15 protein-coding genes and 1 pseudogene are annotated in these 17,278 nt (G+C 41.2%); 5 read left to right on the top strand and 11 right to left on the bottom strand.

Features of this window, described 5'->3' with window-relative positions; genetic code table 11:
• The first annotated feature begins 1 nt into the window (after nucleotide 1).
• Both smrB and DES39_RS05990 read left to right on the top strand, forming a co-directional pair.
• Entirely contained in the window at nucleotides 2–553 is a 552-nt protein-coding gene (gene smrB, locus DES39_RS05995; RefSeq protein ID WP_121144885.1) for an endonuclease SmrB, read from the top strand.
• A gap of 11 nt (nucleotides 554–564) precedes the next feature.
• The gene (locus tag DES39_RS05990) at nucleotides 565–939 is read left to right on the top strand and encodes a hypothetical protein (protein ID WP_121144884.1); all 375 of its coding nucleotides are present in this window, start codon (nucleotides 565–567) and stop codon (nucleotides 937–939) included.
• A gap of 43 nt (nucleotides 940–982) precedes the next feature.
• Here DES39_RS05990 and uriT read toward each other — a convergent pair whose 3' ends face one another.
• The 7 genes and pseudogenes from uriT to rplU form a co-directional block, all read right to left on the bottom strand.
• Nucleotides 983–2,389, bottom strand: coding sequence for a uridine transporter UriT (gene uriT, locus DES39_RS05985; RefSeq protein ID WP_121144883.1), 1,407 nt, complete (start codon nucleotides 2,387–2,389; stop codon nucleotides 983–985).
• Complete coding sequence (gene uriH, locus DES39_RS05980; RefSeq protein ID WP_121144882.1) at nucleotides 2,386–3,342, bottom strand: uridine-preferring nucleoside hydrolase UriH; 957 nt, start codon at nucleotides 3,340–3,342, stop codon at nucleotides 2,386–2,388. The genes uriT and uriH overlap by 4 nt, the downstream gene beginning before the upstream one ends.
• A 26-nt stretch (nucleotides 3,343–3,368) precedes the next feature.
• Nucleotides 3,369–4,249 (bottom strand): annotated as a pseudogene (locus DES39_RS11205) (PfkB family carbohydrate kinase).
• A 297-nt stretch (nucleotides 4,250–4,546) separates the two neighbouring features.
• Nucleotides 4,547–5,710 (bottom strand): Obg family GTPase CgtA, encoded by a 1,164-nt coding sequence (cgtA, locus tag DES39_RS05970; RefSeq protein WP_121144881.1) that lies wholly within the window; start codon nucleotides 5,708–5,710, stop codon nucleotides 4,547–4,549.
• Nucleotides 5,707–6,675, bottom strand: coding sequence for a DMT family transporter (locus DES39_RS05965; protein WP_121144880.1), 969 nt, complete (start codon nucleotides 6,673–6,675; stop codon nucleotides 5,707–5,709). The genes cgtA and DES39_RS05965 overlap by 4 nt, the downstream gene beginning before the upstream one ends.
• Before the next feature lie 133 nt (nucleotides 6,676–6,808).
• On the bottom strand, nucleotides 6,809–7,069 hold the full coding sequence (rpmA, locus tag DES39_RS05960; RefSeq protein ID WP_121144879.1) for a 50S ribosomal protein L27: 261 nt from the start codon (nucleotides 7,067–7,069) through the stop codon (nucleotides 6,809–6,811).
• A gap of 15 nt (nucleotides 7,070–7,084) precedes the next feature.
• The gene (gene rplU, locus DES39_RS05955; protein WP_121144878.1) at nucleotides 7,085–7,393 is read right to left on the bottom strand and encodes a 50S ribosomal protein L21; all 309 of its coding nucleotides are present in this window, start codon (nucleotides 7,391–7,393) and stop codon (nucleotides 7,085–7,087) included.
• A 203-nt stretch (nucleotides 7,394–7,596) separates the two neighbouring features.
• Between rplU and narX the strand changes: the two genes are divergently transcribed.
• Entirely contained in the window at nucleotides 7,597–9,402 is a 1,806-nt protein-coding gene (gene narX / locus DES39_RS05950) for a nitrate/nitrite two-component system sensor histidine kinase NarX (protein WP_121144877.1), read from the top strand.
• A gap of 3 nt (nucleotides 9,403–9,405) precedes the next feature.
• Nucleotides 9,406–10,059, top strand: coding sequence for a two-component system response regulator NarL (narL, locus tag DES39_RS05945; protein ID WP_121144876.1), 654 nt, complete (start codon nucleotides 9,406–9,408; stop codon nucleotides 10,057–10,059).
• Nucleotides 10,060–10,127: 68 nt separating this feature from the next.
• On the opposite strand, the gene cysG is transcribed toward narL, so the two are convergent.
• From cysG to nirB, 3 genes are all read right to left on the bottom strand, one after another.
• The gene (cysG, locus tag DES39_RS05940; protein ID WP_121144875.1) at nucleotides 10,128–11,498 is read right to left on the bottom strand and encodes a siroheme synthase CysG; all 1,371 of its coding nucleotides are present in this window, start codon (nucleotides 11,496–11,498) and stop codon (nucleotides 10,128–10,130) included.
• A gap of 116 nt (nucleotides 11,499–11,614) precedes the next feature.
• A complete protein-coding gene (gene nirD / locus DES39_RS05935) occupies nucleotides 11,615–11,947 on the bottom strand; it encodes a nitrite reductase small subunit NirD (RefSeq protein WP_121144874.1) in 333 nt (110 codons plus the stop codon).
• A gap of 12 nt (nucleotides 11,948–11,959) precedes the next feature.
• Complete coding sequence (nirB, locus tag DES39_RS05930) at nucleotides 11,960–14,467, bottom strand: nitrite reductase large subunit NirB (RefSeq protein ID WP_121144873.1); 2,508 nt, start codon at nucleotides 14,465–14,467, stop codon at nucleotides 11,960–11,962.
• Nucleotides 14,468–15,062: 595 nt separating this feature from the next.
• Between nirB and pgi the strand changes: the two genes are divergently transcribed.
• The gene (pgi, locus tag DES39_RS05925) at nucleotides 15,063–16,712 is read left to right on the top strand and encodes a glucose-6-phosphate isomerase (RefSeq protein WP_121144872.1); all 1,650 of its coding nucleotides are present in this window, start codon (nucleotides 15,063–15,065) and stop codon (nucleotides 16,710–16,712) included.
• Nucleotides 16,713–16,773: 61 nt separating this feature from the next.
• On the opposite strand, the gene crr is transcribed toward pgi, so the two are convergent.
• Nucleotides 16,774–17,277, bottom strand: a complete 504-nt coding sequence (gene crr, locus DES39_RS05920; RefSeq protein WP_121144871.1) for a PTS glucose transporter subunit IIA — start codon at nucleotides 17,275–17,277, stop codon at nucleotides 16,774–16,776.
• Nucleotide 17,278: the final 1 nt, after the last annotated feature.

The following is a 17,278-nucleotide window of genomic DNA, read 5'->3' as shown; positions in this document are numbered from 1 at the left end:
TATGTCAAAAAATTATCGTCCAAGTGACGAAGAATTAGCATTATTTAAAAATGTTATCGGTAATGCTAAAAAGCTAAAACAAGACACGGTTGTTCATGCTCCTGCTCGTGCCAATAAAACGGTGCTGATCGAGAAAAAACAACAACAAGAAACGATCAATAGTGAATTTTATTTTTCTGATGATTTCCAGCCGTTATTGTTAGACGATCCGATTCGTTATTGCCGTGAAGAGGCAGATCCGAGCGAACTTAAAAAGCTACGCCAAGGATTTTATGAACCAGAATTGTTTTTAGATCTGCATGGTTTAACACAAAATGAGGCGAAAAAAGAGATCGCAGCCCTCATTACGGCCTGTATTCGTGAGCGTATACCCTGTGCTAGCGTGATGTATGGTCATGGTAAAAATATTTTGAAAAAACAAACGCCGATGTGGCTTGCTCAGCATCCTGATATTATCTGTTTTCATCAGGCGCCAAAAGAATTTGGTGGCAGTGCCGCGTTGTTAATTCTGTTTGATTTAGATAAACACCAAGATAATTTCTTTAAAAGCTAGGAAAACTTATCATGAAAATACTCAATCAGTATAAAGCGTTTGTACTAGTATGGTTTGCATTGTGGTTAGTTGGTTGTGATGGTCTTGGCCGTATACCGGTAGAAAAACAAGACTATATTGGCACTTGGTATGGCCAGTATATGGTATTGACGATTTCACCCAATGCCCGAGTGGAATATGAATATCATAAAGAGAATGCGTCTAAATCGATTAGTGCCCCGATTACGGAATTTATTGGCGACGATTTTAACGTCGGTGCGTTTGGTATGACCACAACATTTCTTGTGACTAAGGCGCCTTACCATGAAGACGGGGTATGGAAAATGGTGGTCGATAATCAGCTTGTGGTCAGAAAACCAGTTGGCGATTCATCGTTAGTGTTATAAAGATAAATGCCAGCTTATTTGCTGGCATTTTATTATGGTAGAATCATGCTTCAGCGTGAGTTGGCCTTGGGATTAAATAGGACGAGAATAAAGCAAGTATGGTTATTCCTAGTCCCAATAAGATGCCATTAAAATAGCCATCCATTGGATTGTTGCTCGTTGCGTCAGTAATCACTTGCACCGCCGGTAACAGTGCAAAGCTTAACCCCGCCCCTAAATTGAATGCACCGGCATTCATGCCCGGTAGAAATCCCGGATTGTCTGTTGGTGATAAGACAATGCCAAGCCCATTAAGAATAATGTTTGCCATACCCGCGTAAAAGATACCTAATAGCATCACGCCAACGGCCATTATCGGCAATGAATGTAAGCCGTACAACAGGATAGTCAAAATACCAATAATACAGCCAATTAGGCCAAATTTCAGCACCCGGTTATATCCCAAAGTGGGTGCTAAACGGCCAGAGAAAGGCCCGACCAACCAGCCGATTAACGCGTATGGTGTTAAAAAGATCAGCGAAGCCCCGTCAGCTTGTAAACCAAAGCCATTTTGCTGACTTTGCGCTAAAGACATCACTAAGCCATTAACGATGGCAAAAATTCCTGTCATGGTTAGCGTTGTTGTTAACAATAATGCCCATGTGCTGCGTAGCTTAAGATGCTCAAGGGTGACTAATGGCTGCTTGTTGCGTTTTTCTGTTTGCCAAAATAACACAAAACAGACAAGAGAAAATACAATGAAGCCGAGCATCATGATGCCATTAGCGGCAGTGAGTTTAGCCGCTTCATTAAGCGCAAAGAGTAAACCGGCAATAGTTGATACCAATAGCAGCACGCCTAACCAATCCATTTTTGTGCGTGCCGACGGTTTTGATTCACGCGCAAAACGATAGACCAGATAGGTGGCAATAATCGCAATGATGCTGATCACCCAAAAAACCGAGCGGAAACCAAAATGTGATGCCAGCAGTCCGCCGGCAATCGCATCAATTCCGGCAATGCCGCCGTTGACGGCAGTGACCACTCCCATTAGCATTCCGTATTGTTTGGCATTATTGATTTCATGATTGAGCATGAGTAAACATAAAGGCACAACCGGGCCAGATACCCCTTGAATCATTCTGGCGATATAAAGCACGGTAATATTTGGCGATAAGGCCGCCAAAACGGTACCTAATGCCATAATCGATAACATGCCGATCAGGACTCTTTTGCGGCCTTTAATATCACTCAGGCGCGGTAAGAATAGTGAAAAAAGGGCGGCAGAAGTAAAAAATGCGGTTTGTGATAATCCAACTGCTGCATCATTGGTTTTTAATTCACTGGCGATCGTGACTAATACCGGACTGAGCATACTGGCGTTTAATTGAAACGCAACGCAGGCGGCTAAAAGTGCAACCATTAGCGAGACAACGCTTTGCTGTTTTTTATCTGCGGCGCTTTGGGTCATATTTTTACCTCACCAATACGTTGTAGGGCATCGACGATAAGATCCCAAAAACCGGCATGGTCAAGTTTGGTCGCCACTTGTGTATGGCATGTTTCATCAGCCGGAAAACGAAAATCAGCAACCGTCATACCAAGCGTTAACGTGCCGGTGAGCTCAATATCGATCGGAACGCGTTTGGTGGTAATTAAATCGGGATTAATCACATAGGCAACGGCGCAAGGATCATGAACCGGCGGATAGGTAAATCCTTGTGCTTTTTTGTACATTTTGCCAAAAAATTCCAGTAGCTCTAATACAAATTTTGCTGGGGCGGTGTTGATCGCGGCAATTTTTTCTATCACTTCTGGCGTTGCTAAAGCTTGATGGGTGAGATCTAAACCTACCATTGTGACCGGCCATGCTTCATTAACGACAATATGGGCGGCCTCTGGATCGATTTTAATGTTAAATTCAGCAACGGCGCTCCAGTTACCGACATGATAACCGCCGCCCATTAAGACCACCTCTTTTACCCGCTCGACAATTTTGGGCTCTTTTCTGGCCGCTAAAGCAATATTAGTCAGTCCTGCCGTTGGTACGATAGTGATGGTTTTTGGCGGATGAGACATAATGGTTTCAATGATTAAATCAACTGCATGCCTTGGATCTAATTTAATGGTCGGCTCTGGTAATATTGGGCCATCAAGTCCTGATTCACCGTGGATATCGGGCGCGACTTCGACTGCTCTTACTAAAGGACGAGGACACCCGGCAGCAAAAGGCACATTGGTGATATTGGCAATACGTGCAACAGCAAGTGCATTGCGGGTGACTTTTTCAAGTGTTTGATTACCCACTACCGTCGTCACAGCTAACAGCTCAATATGGGGGTTACCATGCGCTAATAGCAAAGCGATGGCATCATCATGGCCGGGATCGCAATCGAGAATGATTTTTTTGGATTGGCAGGTCATTATCTTTATCCTCTTTATTTGATGAATCACTGTATAGTCATTCGTTGTAAAACTTGTTGATGAGATGGCATGTTGGCTGCCCCTTCGCGCTCAACGGCAATGAGGCAAAGGCTGCTGCATAAGTCGCTGCTTGCGAGGTCGTTTGGCCTTTTGCTAAGCAGGCACACAGTGCCCCATTAAAGGCATCACCCGCTCCGGTTGTATCAATTGCAACCTTTTTGAACGGCTCGATATATTGATGCGTTTGGCCATCAAATATCAGTGCGCCCTTACTGCCTAATGCAATAATAACTGTGCGAACTCCCATCGTATAAATCTTTTCCGCGGCTTGTTTGGCACAACAGTGCTACCCAAGCTTTTTGCCAGTTTCATCGCGTTATAGGTGGCATCAAAATTATTTTCCAGTTGTACGAGGAAAATATTGGCTGTTTGAGCTTAGTCTCAAGTGCCATAATCTCATCATCTGTCATCGTTAAATTGGCACCACTATAGATAGTAATCATGTTTTCAGCATCTTCTTCAGAGACATAAATCACCGCATTACCGGTAGGCTCAGTTTGTGACTGATATAAGATAAATGAGTCAATTTTTGATGAAGTGAGGTGATCATAAGCAAACTGGCTAAATTGGTCTTGACCAACTTTGGCAACAAAATTTTTTGCTTTTTATATTGGGTTAATAGCGCTGAGATATTCTCGGTTGATGTCACGGTGCGGGTGAATTGATGGCGCAAAATCATTGCGCCGCCATGACAGCGAGTAATTAAATGCTGTTTGGTTAGCGCAGATAAATCTTTTCTAATGGTGTCTTTTGAAACGTAAAATTGGTTAGCAAAGTATTCGACCGTTCCTTTCTCATGTTTATCTAAATAAGCTAAGATTACTCTTTGTCGTTCTATTATAAACATAATCACCTCATTCAATTAGGTAGCTCATTATAGAATGAAGCTAGCAAAAAAAGGGTGATAAGCGTCATAACTTACTATTATAAACGGAATAAAACGGAACTTTAGATGAGTAAAGGACAAAAAAAGCCAGCCTAAATTATTAAGCTGGCAAACATTGGAAGCAATGTGAGCAATGTCATACTCTTGAGATGTACTGCTTATCTGCTAGAGCACTCATTAATGATAATAATTATCATTTGCAAAATCAAGTATTATTTATCAATATTGGTAATAAAATACTAACTGATGGGTTATAAACTATTTTTCATAAAAGGTTTCTACGCCTTCTTCATCACTTTCATCCCAATCATCAAACTCGTCATCTTCAATGGCATCTTCCATCGCTTGTTGGTGATAATCATCCCACATGAATTCAACTTTTTCTTTTACCACTTCGGCTTGTTCTTGTTCTCTTGGATGCTCATTAATGTAGGTCATTAAATCCCAACAAAGCGGTTTAACGCCTTCTTGGTTGACCGCTGAAATGAGATAGTATTTATCTTGCCAGCCCAGTGCTTTGACAACTTCAGCTGCTTTAACTGCCGATTCTTCTTTACCAAGCACATCACTTTTATTAAACACTAACCAGCGTGGTTTTTTAGCCAAGGCTTCGCTGTATTGTTCGAGCTCTTGAATAATGACTCTCGCATTCTCGATAGGATCAGATTCGTCAATTGGTGCGATATCGATTAAGTGTACTAACACGCGGCAACGTTCTAGATGTTTCAAAAATCGAATACCAAGTCCAGCGCCCTCTGAGGCTCCTTCAATTAAACCAGGAATATCGGCAATCACAAAGCTTTGCTCATTATCCATGCGCACCACCCCAAGGCTTGGGACTAAGGTTGTAAAGGGATAATCGGCTACTTTAGGTTTTGCCGCTGACACAGCGCGAATAAACGTTGATTTACCGGCATTAGGTAAACCGAGCATACCTACATCAGCAAGTAATAATAATTCAAGTAAAATATCGCGTTTTTCGCCCGGTGTACCATCGGTTTTTTGTCTTGGAGCTCGATTGACCGAAGATTTAAATCTTGCATTACCCAGACCATGGAAACCACCTTTAGCGACCATGATTTTTTGCAAGTGTTTAGTTAAATCGCCAATCACTTCATTGGTATATTTGTCAATAATTCGTGTACCAACAGGGACTTTAACCGTAATATCATCACCGCGTTTACCCGTACAGTCAGAACCTTGACCATTTTGTCCGCGACCCGCACGATATGCTTTTTCAAAACGAAAATCGATTAAGGTGTTTAAGTTTTCATCTGCGATAAAGTAGACATCGCCACCATCACCGCCGTCACCGCCGTCAGGCCCACCTTTGGGAATATACTTTTCACGGCGGAATCCAACACAGCCATTTCCACCATCACCGGCCTCCACTCGAATTGAAGCTTCATCTACAAACTTCACCTTTTTTCTCCTTTTTTCCGGTTAAATAAAAAACCTTTTCTTTGATGCCATATTTTATGGCCTATTGTTGCAAACATTGCCCCGCATACTACAGCAAAAGCACCGATATAACCAAGAATATTTAAATATTGCATCACAAAATTTTCCGGCCAAATTAGCGCAAATAAGTCGGCAAAAATTAATGAAAATAGTGGTGTTAGTGTGGTGATAGCGCTGACTTGCGCTGCTTGCCAGCGCTCCATTGCGGCAACGAGTGCACCATAGCCAATAATCGTGTTTAAGCCACAAAAGATAATGGCAAATATTTGCCATGGATTGGCAGACATGATCTTCATTGGCGAAGCGATAAATAATAGTAAGACCGCGCAGGTAACGTAAATGAGCCACAGTAACTGCTCTGCCCGTAGTTTTTGCAGCAGCGCTTTTTGTGCTAATGCATATAAAGCCCAAGATGCTGCGGCAATTGAGGTGAGTAGCACCCCCAATCCGTATTCGGATAGATTAGCAAACAGATCGATTAAATTTTTGTTAAAAAATAGCAATAAACCGATAATTAATACGCTAATACCAATGATCTGTGAAGGTCTTAAGCGCTCGTTAAACACGATAGCGCTAGAAATCATAAAAATCACTATCCCAAGTTGTGCAACGACCTGAGAGGTGGTTGCTGACAGGTATTTCACGCCAGATGCAAATAACACAAAATTACCCAGCAGACCCAAAACAGCAACCGCTAACATTAAAAGGCGTCGGCGTTTTTTAAAAATTGAGAATCTTGGAAACTGTTTTTTATACGCTAGCCATAACGTCAGCCCGATAGCTGAAATCATAAATCGGTACCAAACCAAGGTATAAGGATCGACTGCCTGTAATGCATATTTCATGGCAATTGGCACAACCCCCCACATAATGGCGGTAATCATCGCTAATAAGAAGCCAAGTTTAACATTTTGTTGCTTAATCATGATGACATCTATTGAGAGTGATAGTATTGGATTGTATGTTAATCATACTGATAATATCGAATTTAATGAAGCTTAAAATGAAAAAAAGCCCCACAAATTAATGTAGGGCTTCTAACTCTAATTAACGTTTAAATTAGCTGTTTGCTACGATGCTAATATAACGACGGTTTTTAGGACCTTTAACTTCAAATTTTACTTGTCCATCAACAAGTGCAAATAGGGTATGGTCACGACCACAACCAACATTTGTACCTGGGTGGAATTGAGTTCCACGTTGACGAACTAGAATGTTACCAGCTAAAACTTCCTGACTACCGTAACGTTTAACACCTAAACGTTTACTCTGGGAATCACGTCCGTTACGTGACGAACCACCAGCCTTCTTATGAGCCATTGTTAGTTACTCCTATTAAGCGATTGCAGTGATCTTCACATCAGTAAACCACTGACGGTGACCTTGTTGTTTACGGTAATGTTTACGACGACGAAATTTAACAATTTTAATTTTGTCACCGCGACCGTGTTCAACGATTTCTGCTTTAACTGTTGCACCTTCAACAAACGGAGCACCAACTTGGATGTTTTCACCATTTGCTACCATTAAAACTTTATCAAAAACGATTTGTGAACCGGTTTCGACTTCTAATTTTTCCAAGCGAACGACTTGTCCTTCGCTAACTCGGTGTTGTTTACCACCACTTTGGAAAACTGCGTACATATCTAACTCCGCAATAAAAAGCAGACAACATGATCTAAATTAACAGTCTGCATAGATTAATCATATAGGGCGAGAATTTTACGCAAAAAATACTGTTGTTGCAAGTGCTGTTTAATAAAAGATCGCAAAAAGTCACAAAAAGATCGGTATGAGGCACATTTAAAGGTACAATAGCCAACTTGTTCCGTTAATTTTAAATAAAAATGTTAAAGAAAGTTAGATACAGTGTCTCAATTGTGAACCGCTTAACGTTATTGATGCTTTTTTTAGGTGCAATTGCATTACTTGCGTTGTCGATATCGGTGCGCATTGCTAATGATACTAAAGGTAGTGCCAATATGATTAACCAATTGGGGTTACTGCGCATGAAAAGTTATCAATTACTTTCTATGGTGCCCTTAACATCGGCTCAATCTTTTCGATTAAATCTTTTTGCTGATATCCCGTTGTCGTCAGATTATACCAAATTACTCACTCATTATGAATTAATGGCGGACTTTAATCAGTTACAAATGCAGTGGGAAAATCAGTTAATACCTAAAATTGAGCAGGCAAGCGCGGTTGAGGAACTTCGGCCGAGCATTAACGATTATGTCGTGCACATTGATAACTTAGTGCACCAAATTGATCTAAAAACCGAACAACAATTAGTCACCATATCGCGGTTACAGCTGATTTTTATGTTCGTGATTGTGCTGTTTTTACTGATTCAAATCTATTATTTACGTCAATACTTGCTAGTTCCTTGGAAAGGGTTGGTCAATATGGCTGAGTCGATTGCTCAGCGCAATTTTAGCGCTCGCTTTAAGCTGCGTAACAAAAAAAATGAATTTGATATATTGGGACAGGCATTTAATGAAATGTCAGAACAAATTGAATCGCAATATCAGCTATTAGAAGAGCGCGTTGCGGAAAAAACGGCTGAATTACAGCATAAAAATAGCATTGTCTCATTTTTGTATCAATCAACTAAGCAGCTGCATACATCGAAACCACTATGTGAACGTTTTCTATTAGTTTTACATCAGTTGGAGGGGCTCACGCCACTAAGCCAATTTCAAATGCGCTTTTATGAAACGGATGATCTCGATCGTTATCAAGAGATTGGTTATGATCAGCAGCAAAAGCTACCTTATTGCCAAAATCAGGAGTGTTCGGCCTGTTTAATTCCATCAAAACCGTATCAACTAGCGGGTAAATCACGGTATTGGTATTTACAAGATAACAATCAAAAATACGGTTTATTGTTAGCCGTGTTACCTGAAAATACCACATTAAGTCAAGAACAAGAAGAATTGATATCGGGTTTGGTTGAGCAAATGACGATGACGATTGCGCTTGATCGACAAATTGAGCGGCAAAAGCAGTATTTATTAATGAAAGAGCGCTCGGCGATGGCTAGAGAACTGCATGATTCTATCGCGCAGTCATTATCATGCATCAAAATTCATGTCAGCTGTTTACAGATGCAAGGTGAACTGAAATCGCCAGAAGGCATCGAACTGCTTGCTACCATGCGCAAAGAGATCAATATCGCTTATTCTCAGTTACGTGAGCTTATCACCTCATTTCATTTGCGTCTTAATGACACTGGCTTTTATGCCAGTTTACAAGAGTTGGTCAAAGAGTTTGAAAAAAAATTGGTGATGACGATTACATTGAACTATCAGCTACCATTGAATATGATTGGTAGTAAACATGCGATTCATTTATTGCAAATTATCCGTGAAGCGCTTAATAATATTTATAAACATGCTCAGGCAACCGCTGTAAGCATTAATTTGTTTATTGATGAAAATAATGCGATTCGTGTCAGTATTGAGGATAATGGTTTTGGTATACAGCCAGCTCATTTAACCGAAGATCATCACTATGGACTGATTATTATGCGAGATAGAGCTGAACTATTAAATGGCCATTTTGTAATCGATAGTGAGCCAAATAAAGGCACAAAAATTATGATCACATTCAAAAGTAACCATATCCCATTTACCGTGATTGAGGATTAACACATGGAGCAGTTCAAAACCACAATTTTATTGATTGATGATCATCCCATGTTGCGTAATGGGGTAAAACAGCTGATTAACTCTATTGATCATTTTCAGGTGGTTGGTGAAACCGGCCAAGGCAGTGAAAGTTTAGCATTAGCACAAGAACTTGAACCGGATATTATTTTGCTTGATATTAATATTAATGGCACCAATGGGCTCGATGTGTTGCGCCAACTACGAGCTCATAATGTATCGAGTCGTATTATTATGTTTACTGTCTCTGATGATAAAGAGGATATTATCACGGCACTGAAAAGTGGTGCGGATGGGTATTTGCTCAAAGATATGGAGCCAGAAGACTTATTAAATTCACTGCAAGATGTGGTGGAAGGTAAATTAATGATGGATGGGGCGGTCTCGAATATTATTCTCGGTTATATGCGAGGGGAAGAACTAGCCACCAATCAGGCTCATGATATTCAGTTATTGACACCAAGGGAGCATGAAATTTTCAATTTATTAGTACAAGGACTATCGAATAAGTTGATTGCTAAAGAGCTGAAAATTGTTGAAAGCACGGTAAAAGTGCATATTAAAAGCATTTTTAAAAAATTAAACTTTAAATCACGTATGGAAATGACGGTGTGGTTTTTACAAAACAATAAAGAGTAATTTTATGGGTTGGTTACCAAGATTGTCCGACTTGGGTGGTCAATCTTGGTGAGTATTTTCTGATCGTGTTAACTTGAGAACCAGTTCAATTTTTCACGTAGCGCCACAACTGGTCCAATAATAATTAAGCTTGGGCTGCGCGCTTGTAGCGCCAGTTCAGATAAATCCTTAAGTAAGCCGCTGATGACTTTTTGTTTTACCGAGGTTCCCTCTTCGACAATCGCCACCGGCGTATCGCTATCCATCGCATGTGTTAAGAGCTGATGTTGAATATTGGCCGCTTGCGATAAGCCCATATAAAACACCAATGTTTGCCGCTCTGCTGCTAAACTTTGCCAGTCTAGATCGTTATCCTCTTTTAAGTGACCAGTAATTAGGCGCACGCTATGGGCATAGTCCCGATGCGTCAGCGGAATACCGCTATAAGCTGAGCAGCCCGATGCGGCGGTAATTCCCGGTACCACCGAAAACGGAATATTGGCATTATACAGTGTTTCAAGCTCTTCGCCACCGCGCCCAAAAATGAACGGATCGCCACCTTTTAGGCGCACAACACGTTTGCCTTTTTGCGCTTGTTCAAGCAGCATTTGGTTAATTTGTTCTTGTGGCACGCAATGGAATCCTGCTCGTTTCCCCACAAATACACGCTCGGCATCGCGCCGCGTTAAGTTAAGGATCTCATCAGAAACCAGACGATCATAAACAATAATATCGGCTTGCTGCATTTGCTGTAGGCCCTTTAAGGTTAATAAACCTGCATCACCGGGGCCTGCGCCAACTAATACCACTTCACCACGACTATCAAGTGGCTCATTAAATAGTCGTTGAGTCAGGTTTGCAACTTGATCTGAATCGTTGTTCGCAAGTGCTTGGGCTAAGCGATCATGAACAAACAGTTTTTCCCAAAAACGTCGGCGCTCAGTTAATGTCGTATAGGTATTTTTCACTTTTTGGCGAAGATAGCCGGCATAACTGGCCAATTTACCTAAATGCTGTGGTAATAAGGCTTCGAGTTTTTCACGTAATAATCTGGCTAAAACGGGCGCTTTTCCGCCCGAGGAGACCGCCACAATGATCGGTGAACGATCGATGATTGATGGCATGATAAAGCTGGCACTTTGAGGGGCATCCACCACATTGCAGAAAACATGCTGCTTTTCCGCTACTTCACTGATACTAAAATTAAGGGCTTCATCGTTGGTCGCTGCAATGATGAGCCATTTCCCTGTTACTAACTCAGGATCAAAATCACGCTGAATTAACGTAAGTTGTTGTTGATTGGCCCAACATTGAAACTGTTCATTAAATTCAGGTGCATTAACAATGACATTTGCTCCTGCATCGAGTAGTAAGCGGGCTTTTCGCTCGGCAATTTCACCCCCACCAACTAATAGGCAATCGCGGTTAGTGAGTTTACAAAAAATGGGTAAATAATCCATAACACCTCAACAAACACCAGGAATGTGTGCACAATACCTGATTATATAAAAATCTTGCGCCTTATCAAGCCTAATTATGTTTAGGTTATGTTTAAGGCGATAACACTATATTGCAATCAGCAAGATTTGACTTGCACTGACCCATTTTCATTGACGTTAACATCGTAATGCTTAACGGAGTAGCTGGCATCTTCAAAGCATCGGCCATCTTTTAAACGAAAACGCTGCTTTTTCAACGGACTGGCAACCCAAAGTTCATGCTCATGTTCGGCGATAATGCCACGCGATAAAATACTGGCATCGGCAAACGGATCAATGTTGCTAATGGCATAGACTTCATGGCTAGGATAAGGGCGAAAAATCGCAACATGATCGTCACCAACTAACGCACAAACGCCCGTTGCGGGTAAAATATCATCGATTTGACATACGGTAATCCACTCACTCATTTTCTCTCCTCACTATTCTCTTTCTGCTTTTGTTGCTGGGCGGTGTTGGTCTCGTTCTGGAACAAATTGCACATTATTATCGCGTAATGGACTATTGATAAAATGCGCGAAACGGTGTTGGCGCTCTGGATGTTCAACGGTCTCTTTCCATTCACAAGCAAATAGTTTGCGCACACGTGTCATTTCATTTTCTAATTCGGCGTTGACGCCTAATTTGTTATCGATAATCACACTGCGTAAATAGTCAATGCCACCTTCCATATTTTCCAACCAAACTGACGTACGTTGTAGCTTATCTGCGGTGCGGATGTAGAACATAATAAAGCGGTCAAGGTAGGTGATAAGTGTCGCTTTATCGAGATCAGCAGCTAATAAATCAGCATGGCGCGGCTTCATTCCGCCATTACCGCACACATATAAATTCCACCCTTTTTCGGTTGCAATAATACCGATATCTTTACCTTGAGCTTCAGCACACTCGCGCGTACAACCCGATACGCCCAGTTTAAATTTATGTGGCGCACGAATCCCTTTATAACGATTCTCAAGTTCAACACCAAAACCAACGCTATCGCCAACGCCATAGCGGCACCAAGTGCTACCCACGCAGGTTTTAGCCATCCGTAGTGCTTTGGCGTAGGCTTGACCGGTTTCAAAGCCAGCGCTAATGAGTTCTTGCCAAATCGCAGGCAAATCATCTTTTTGTGCACCAAATAAACCAATACGTTGAGAACCGGTAATTTTAGAGTATAGCTGATATTTTTTCGCAATTTGTCCGACCGCAATTAATCCATCAGGGGTAATTTCACCACCGGCACTACGAGGGATAATCGAATAGGTACCATTTTTTTGGATATTACCTAAAAAGAGATCATTACTGTCTTGTAATGGCACTAAATCTGATTTGAGGGCATAGTCATTCCAGCAAGAAGCTAGGATTGAGGCCACAGTTGGCTTACACACTTCACAGCCATAACCATGACCGTGTTTTTCGATGATTTCTTGGAATGATTTTAAACCTTCAACGCGGACCAGATGATACAGCTCCTGCCGAGAATATTGAAAGTGTTCGCACAGCGCATGGCTGACTTCGATTCCCTGTTTGGTTAACTCTAAATTCAGGATTTGCGTCACTAACGGAATACAGCCGCCGCAGCCGGTGCCGGCTTTGGTTTCGGCTTTAATTGCCGCAACGGTATGACAGCCAGCATGGATCGCATCGATGATTTTTACTTTAGTTACATCAAAACACGAACAAATTTGCGCCGAGTCAGGTAACGCGTCAACGCCCATTGTTGGCTTCGCGCCAGCATGAGCCGGTAAAATTAAGGTATCTGGATGCTCAGGTAGATCCATATTATTGAGCATGAGTTGCAATAAATTACTGTAATCAGAGGTATCGCCGACTAATACCGCGCCAAGCAATTTTTTATTATCACATGATACGACCAGTTTTTTATAAACCGGTAGGTTTTCATCCAGATACACATAGCTTCGGCATCCGGCTGATCGGCTTTTGGCATCACCAATACTACCCACATCAACGCCCATTAGTTTTAATTTCGCGCTCATATCCGCACCGGTAAATTGTGCTTGCTCGCCGATTAAATGGGCCAGGGCAACTTGGGCCATTTTATAACCGGGTGCGACTAAGCCAAATACTTTGCCTTGCCAAGCTGCGCATTCACCAATGGCATAAATGTCCGGATCTGATGTCCGGCAGTTGTCATCAACAACAATACCGCCACGCGGACCAATGTCAAGCTCACAAGCCTTTGCTAGTGCATCATGTGGACGTATCCCAGTTGAAAAGACGATAAAATCGACTTCCAGTGCAGAGCCATCAGCAAACTGCATCACTTTACCATTGGGGGTATGTAAAATTTCTTGGGTGTTTTTACTGGTATGTACACCAACGCCCATTTCTTCGATTTTACGGCGTAGCTGCTCGCCGCCCATCGCATCAAGTTGCTCTGCCATTAGCACGGGGGCAAATTCGATAACATGGGTTTCCATGCCTAAATTTTTAACGGCTCCAGCTGCTTCGAGTCCAAGTAAGCCACCACCAACGACTGCACCGCTTTTGCTGCGATTAGCGCACTCTTGTATCGCATCAAGATCTTCAATTGTACGATAGACAAAGCAGTCAGGACCATCAGCACCTTTAATCGGTGGCACCCACGGGTAAGAACCCGTTGCGATAATGAGTTTATCGTAGGCAATAATTTTACCAGTGTGTGAATGGACTTCTTTGCGCTGGCGATTGATTAAAATTGCGCGTTCGCCTAATAATAACTCAATGTCATTTTCTGAGTATAACCCTTCACGCACCAATGACAGGTCCTCGGCAGTATGACCTGAAAAATAAGAGGATAGGTGAACACGATCGTAAGCTACGCGCGGTTCATCACAAAAAATCGTAATTTTGAACTTATCAGACTGCTTTTTGTCAATTAATTCTTCAACAAAACGATGTCCAACCATCCCATTACCAATGATGGCGAGATTAGTTTTACTCATATAAATACTCCAATCTTAATTTATCGATTCTAATTTAAGCTAAGAGTATTGTATAAAACCTTGTATATAATATAACTACCCTCAAGGACTACCACTTTGGGGGTAAAGTTAAAAAGTAGCATAAAAACAATGAAATAGTTGAATGTATCATTGAGACAAGTAGTGCTATTTATGATATTTCACAGTAGATAAGTAAAGTCGGAATATCGCTTACTCTCAAACTTACAGATAAGCTTGTTTATTCTTAAGTCAAATCCGTTTGCCGTGTATTTAAATATAAGTGAGTGCTAACTTTCGCAAGTCATTTTCATGATTTAACTCAATACTGTATGGGTTATGTGTTAGGATGTTTATATTCGAGAAAACACAATCAAAATGATGCGGTTGTGAAATATGCTCTTATTCGCAGATAAGATAAGAAATGCTGAAAAGAGTTAGTATTCACTTATTTTATCGTTACAATAATATTATTGAGTCAATACCACGTATAAAATATGATCTGACATCATAAAGAGTTATAAATTTTTATTGCTTTAGTTGATTCTTTAACGAGTCGCGATATCATGATGGAAGATAAATAAAGGAGTTTTATATTATGTTAAAAACCGTTAATCCTACCGGAACAGCAGCATGGAAATCCCTACAATCGCATTTTGAGCAAATGAAAGATGTCACGATTAAGTCGTTATTTGATGCCGATAAGCAGCGTAATGAAAAATTCTCGTTGACGTTTAACGATCAGATTTTGGTGGATTTTTCAAAGAACCGCATCACTCAAGACACATTAGATAAGCTACAAACATTAGCCAAAGAGTGCGGCTTATCTGCCGCGATTAAATCGATGTTTAGTGGTGAGAAGATCAATCGCACTGAAGATCGAGCGGTATTACACGTTGCACTGCGTAACTTGTCAAACTCACCAATTTATGTCGATGGACAAAATGTTATGGATGATGTTAATGCGGTGCTAGACAAGATGGAATCGTTTAGTAAGCGCGTGATTAACGGTGAGTGGAAAGGTTACACTGGTAAAGCAATCACTGACGTAGTTAATATTGGCATTGGCGGATCGGACTTAGGGCCGTTTATGGTGACCGAAGCGCTTCGTCCTTATAAAAATCATTTAACGATGCACTTTGTTTCCAATATTGATGGTACACAGATGGCGGAAACACTAAAAAAAGTCAATCCAGCAACGACGCTCTTTTTAGTCGCATCAAAAACCTTTACGACGCAAGAAACCATGACCAATGCGCAAAGCGCACGGGACTGGTTACTCAAAGCTGCGCAAGATAAGTCAGCGGTCGCTAAACACTTTGTGGCGTTATCAACCAACACTAAAGAAGTAGCGAAATTTGGCATTGATACTGCCAATATGTTTGAGTTTTGGGATTGGGTTGGCGGACGTTATTCCCTGTGGTCAGCAATTGGCTTATCGATTGTTTTATCGATCGGTTTTGATAACTTTAAACAATTGTTAGCAGGTGCTCACGATATCGATAATCACTTTAGTCAAACACCGCTTGAGCAAAATATTCCAGTCATTTTAGCGCTGATTAACCTTTGGTATAACAACTTTTTTGATGCACAAACGGAAGCGATTCTACCTTATGATCAGTATATGCATCGATTCCCGGCTTATTTCCAACAAGGTAATATGGAGTCAAATGGTAAATATGTTGATCGTGATGGCAATAAAGTGGATTACTCAACGGGACCAATTATTTGGGGTGAACCTGGCACCAATGGGCAACATGCTTTCTATCAATTAATTCATCAGGGAACCAAGTTAATTCCTTGTGATTTTATTGCGCCAGCGATTAGCCATAATCCGTTAGGTGATCACCATGAGAAACTGTTATCTAACTTTTTTGCGCAAACGGAAGCATTAGCATTTGGGAAGACGCGAGCAGACGTGGAAAAAGAGTTTTTAGCGGCAGGTAAAAGCCTTGATGAAGTGCAAGAGATTGTTCCATTCAAAGTGTTTGAAGGTAATAAACCGACCAATTCATTGTTACTCAAAGCGATCACGCCTTATACACTCGGCGCATTGATTGCGATTTATGAGCACAAAATTTTCACTCAAGGTGTAATTTGGAATATTTTCAGCTTTGATCAGTGGGGGGTGGAACTTGGTAAGCAGTTAGCAGGTAACATTTTACCTGAATTACAAACTGAACTGGCAATTGCCAGCCATGATAGCTCAACCAATGGTTTAATTAATCGTTATAAGTCTTGGCGATAACGCGGGTTATGGGAATAAAAAAACCGCCAAATGGCGGTTTTTTTATTAACGTAATCACCACTTATTTTTTCACTTTCATGATAGCAGTTTTACCCGCTTCAACCGTGCCGGTAAGTTTAATTAGTTCATGAATGCTATCCATATTGGAAATCACCACCGGTGTTAGAATAGATTTTGCTTTACCCTCCAAAAAGGCTAAATCAAATTCAATAATTGGATCGCCCGCTTTTACTTGTTGACCTTCTTCTGCAATGCGAGTGAAGCCTTCACCTTTTAATTCAACAGTATCAATACCAAAGTGGACAAACAGCTCGATTCCATCATCAGACTCTATTGCAAAAGCATGATTGGTCTCAAAAATTTTTCCTATTCTTCCTGATAAGGGGGCGACTATTTTGTTACCAGTTGGTTTAATTGCCACGCCGTCACCGACGATTTTTTCTGCAAAAACAACATCTGGTACATCTTCAATTTTGACTATCTCACCAGATAGCGGTGCCAAAACTTCAATATAGTTCTGATCATCATCAGACACAAACTGCTTTAATTTATCGAATAAGCCCATG

The organism is Orbus hercynius, assembly GCF_003634275.1.
GTDB lineage: Bacteria > Pseudomonadota > Gammaproteobacteria > Enterobacterales > Orbaceae > Orbus > Orbus hercynius.
The sequence above is the reverse complement of the archived record's forward strand: the minus strand, read 5'-3'. Positions and strand labels throughout refer to the sequence as shown.

What these genes read in the sequence shown, in the direction of transcription:
- smrB (WP_121144885.1), top strand. Translation starts at nt 2, where the DNA reads ATGTCAAAAAATTATCGTCCAAGTGACGAAGAATTAGCATTATTTAAA.
- DES39_RS05990 (WP_121144884.1), top strand. Translation starts at nt 565, where the DNA reads ATGAAAATACTCAATCAGTATAAAGCGTTTGTACTAGTATGGTTTGCA.
- uriT (WP_121144883.1), bottom strand. Translation starts at nt 2,389, where the DNA reads ATGACCCAAAGCGCCGCAGATAAAAAACAGCAAAGCGTTGTCTCGCTA.
- uriH (WP_121144882.1), bottom strand. Translation starts at nt 3,342, where the DNA reads ATGACCTGCCAATCCAAAAAAATCATTCTCGATTGCGATCCCGGCCAT.
- DES39_RS05965 (WP_121144880.1), bottom strand. Translation starts at nt 6,675, where the DNA reads ATGATTAAGCAACAAAATGTTAAACTTGGCTTCTTATTAGCGATGATT.
- rpmA (WP_121144879.1), bottom strand. Translation starts at nt 7,069, where the DNA reads ATGGCTCATAAGAAGGCTGGTGGTTCGTCACGTAACGGACGTGATTCC.
- rplU (WP_121144878.1), bottom strand. Translation starts at nt 7,393, where the DNA reads ATGTACGCAGTTTTCCAAAGTGGTGGTAAACAACACCGAGTTAGCGAA.
- narX (WP_121144877.1), top strand. Translation starts at nt 7,597, where the DNA reads ATGTTAAAGAAAGTTAGATACAGTGTCTCAATTGTGAACCGCTTAACG.
- narL (WP_121144876.1), top strand. Translation starts at nt 9,406, where the DNA reads ATGGAGCAGTTCAAAACCACAATTTTATTGATTGATGATCATCCCATG.
- cysG (WP_121144875.1), bottom strand. Translation starts at nt 11,498, where the DNA reads ATGGATTATTTACCCATTTTTTGTAAACTCACTAACCGCGATTGCCTA.
- nirD (WP_121144874.1), bottom strand. Translation starts at nt 11,947, where the DNA reads ATGAGTGAGTGGATTACCGTATGTCAAATCGATGATATTTTACCCGCA.
- nirB (WP_121144873.1), bottom strand. Translation starts at nt 14,467, where the DNA reads ATGAGTAAAACTAATCTCGCCATCATTGGTAATGGGATGGTTGGACAT.
- pgi (WP_121144872.1), top strand. Translation starts at nt 15,063, where the DNA reads ATGTTAAAAACCGTTAATCCTACCGGAACAGCAGCATGGAAATCCCTA.
- crr (WP_121144871.1), bottom strand. Translation starts at nt 17,277, where the DNA reads ATGGGCTTATTCGATAAATTAAAGCAGTTTGTGTCTGATGATGATCAG.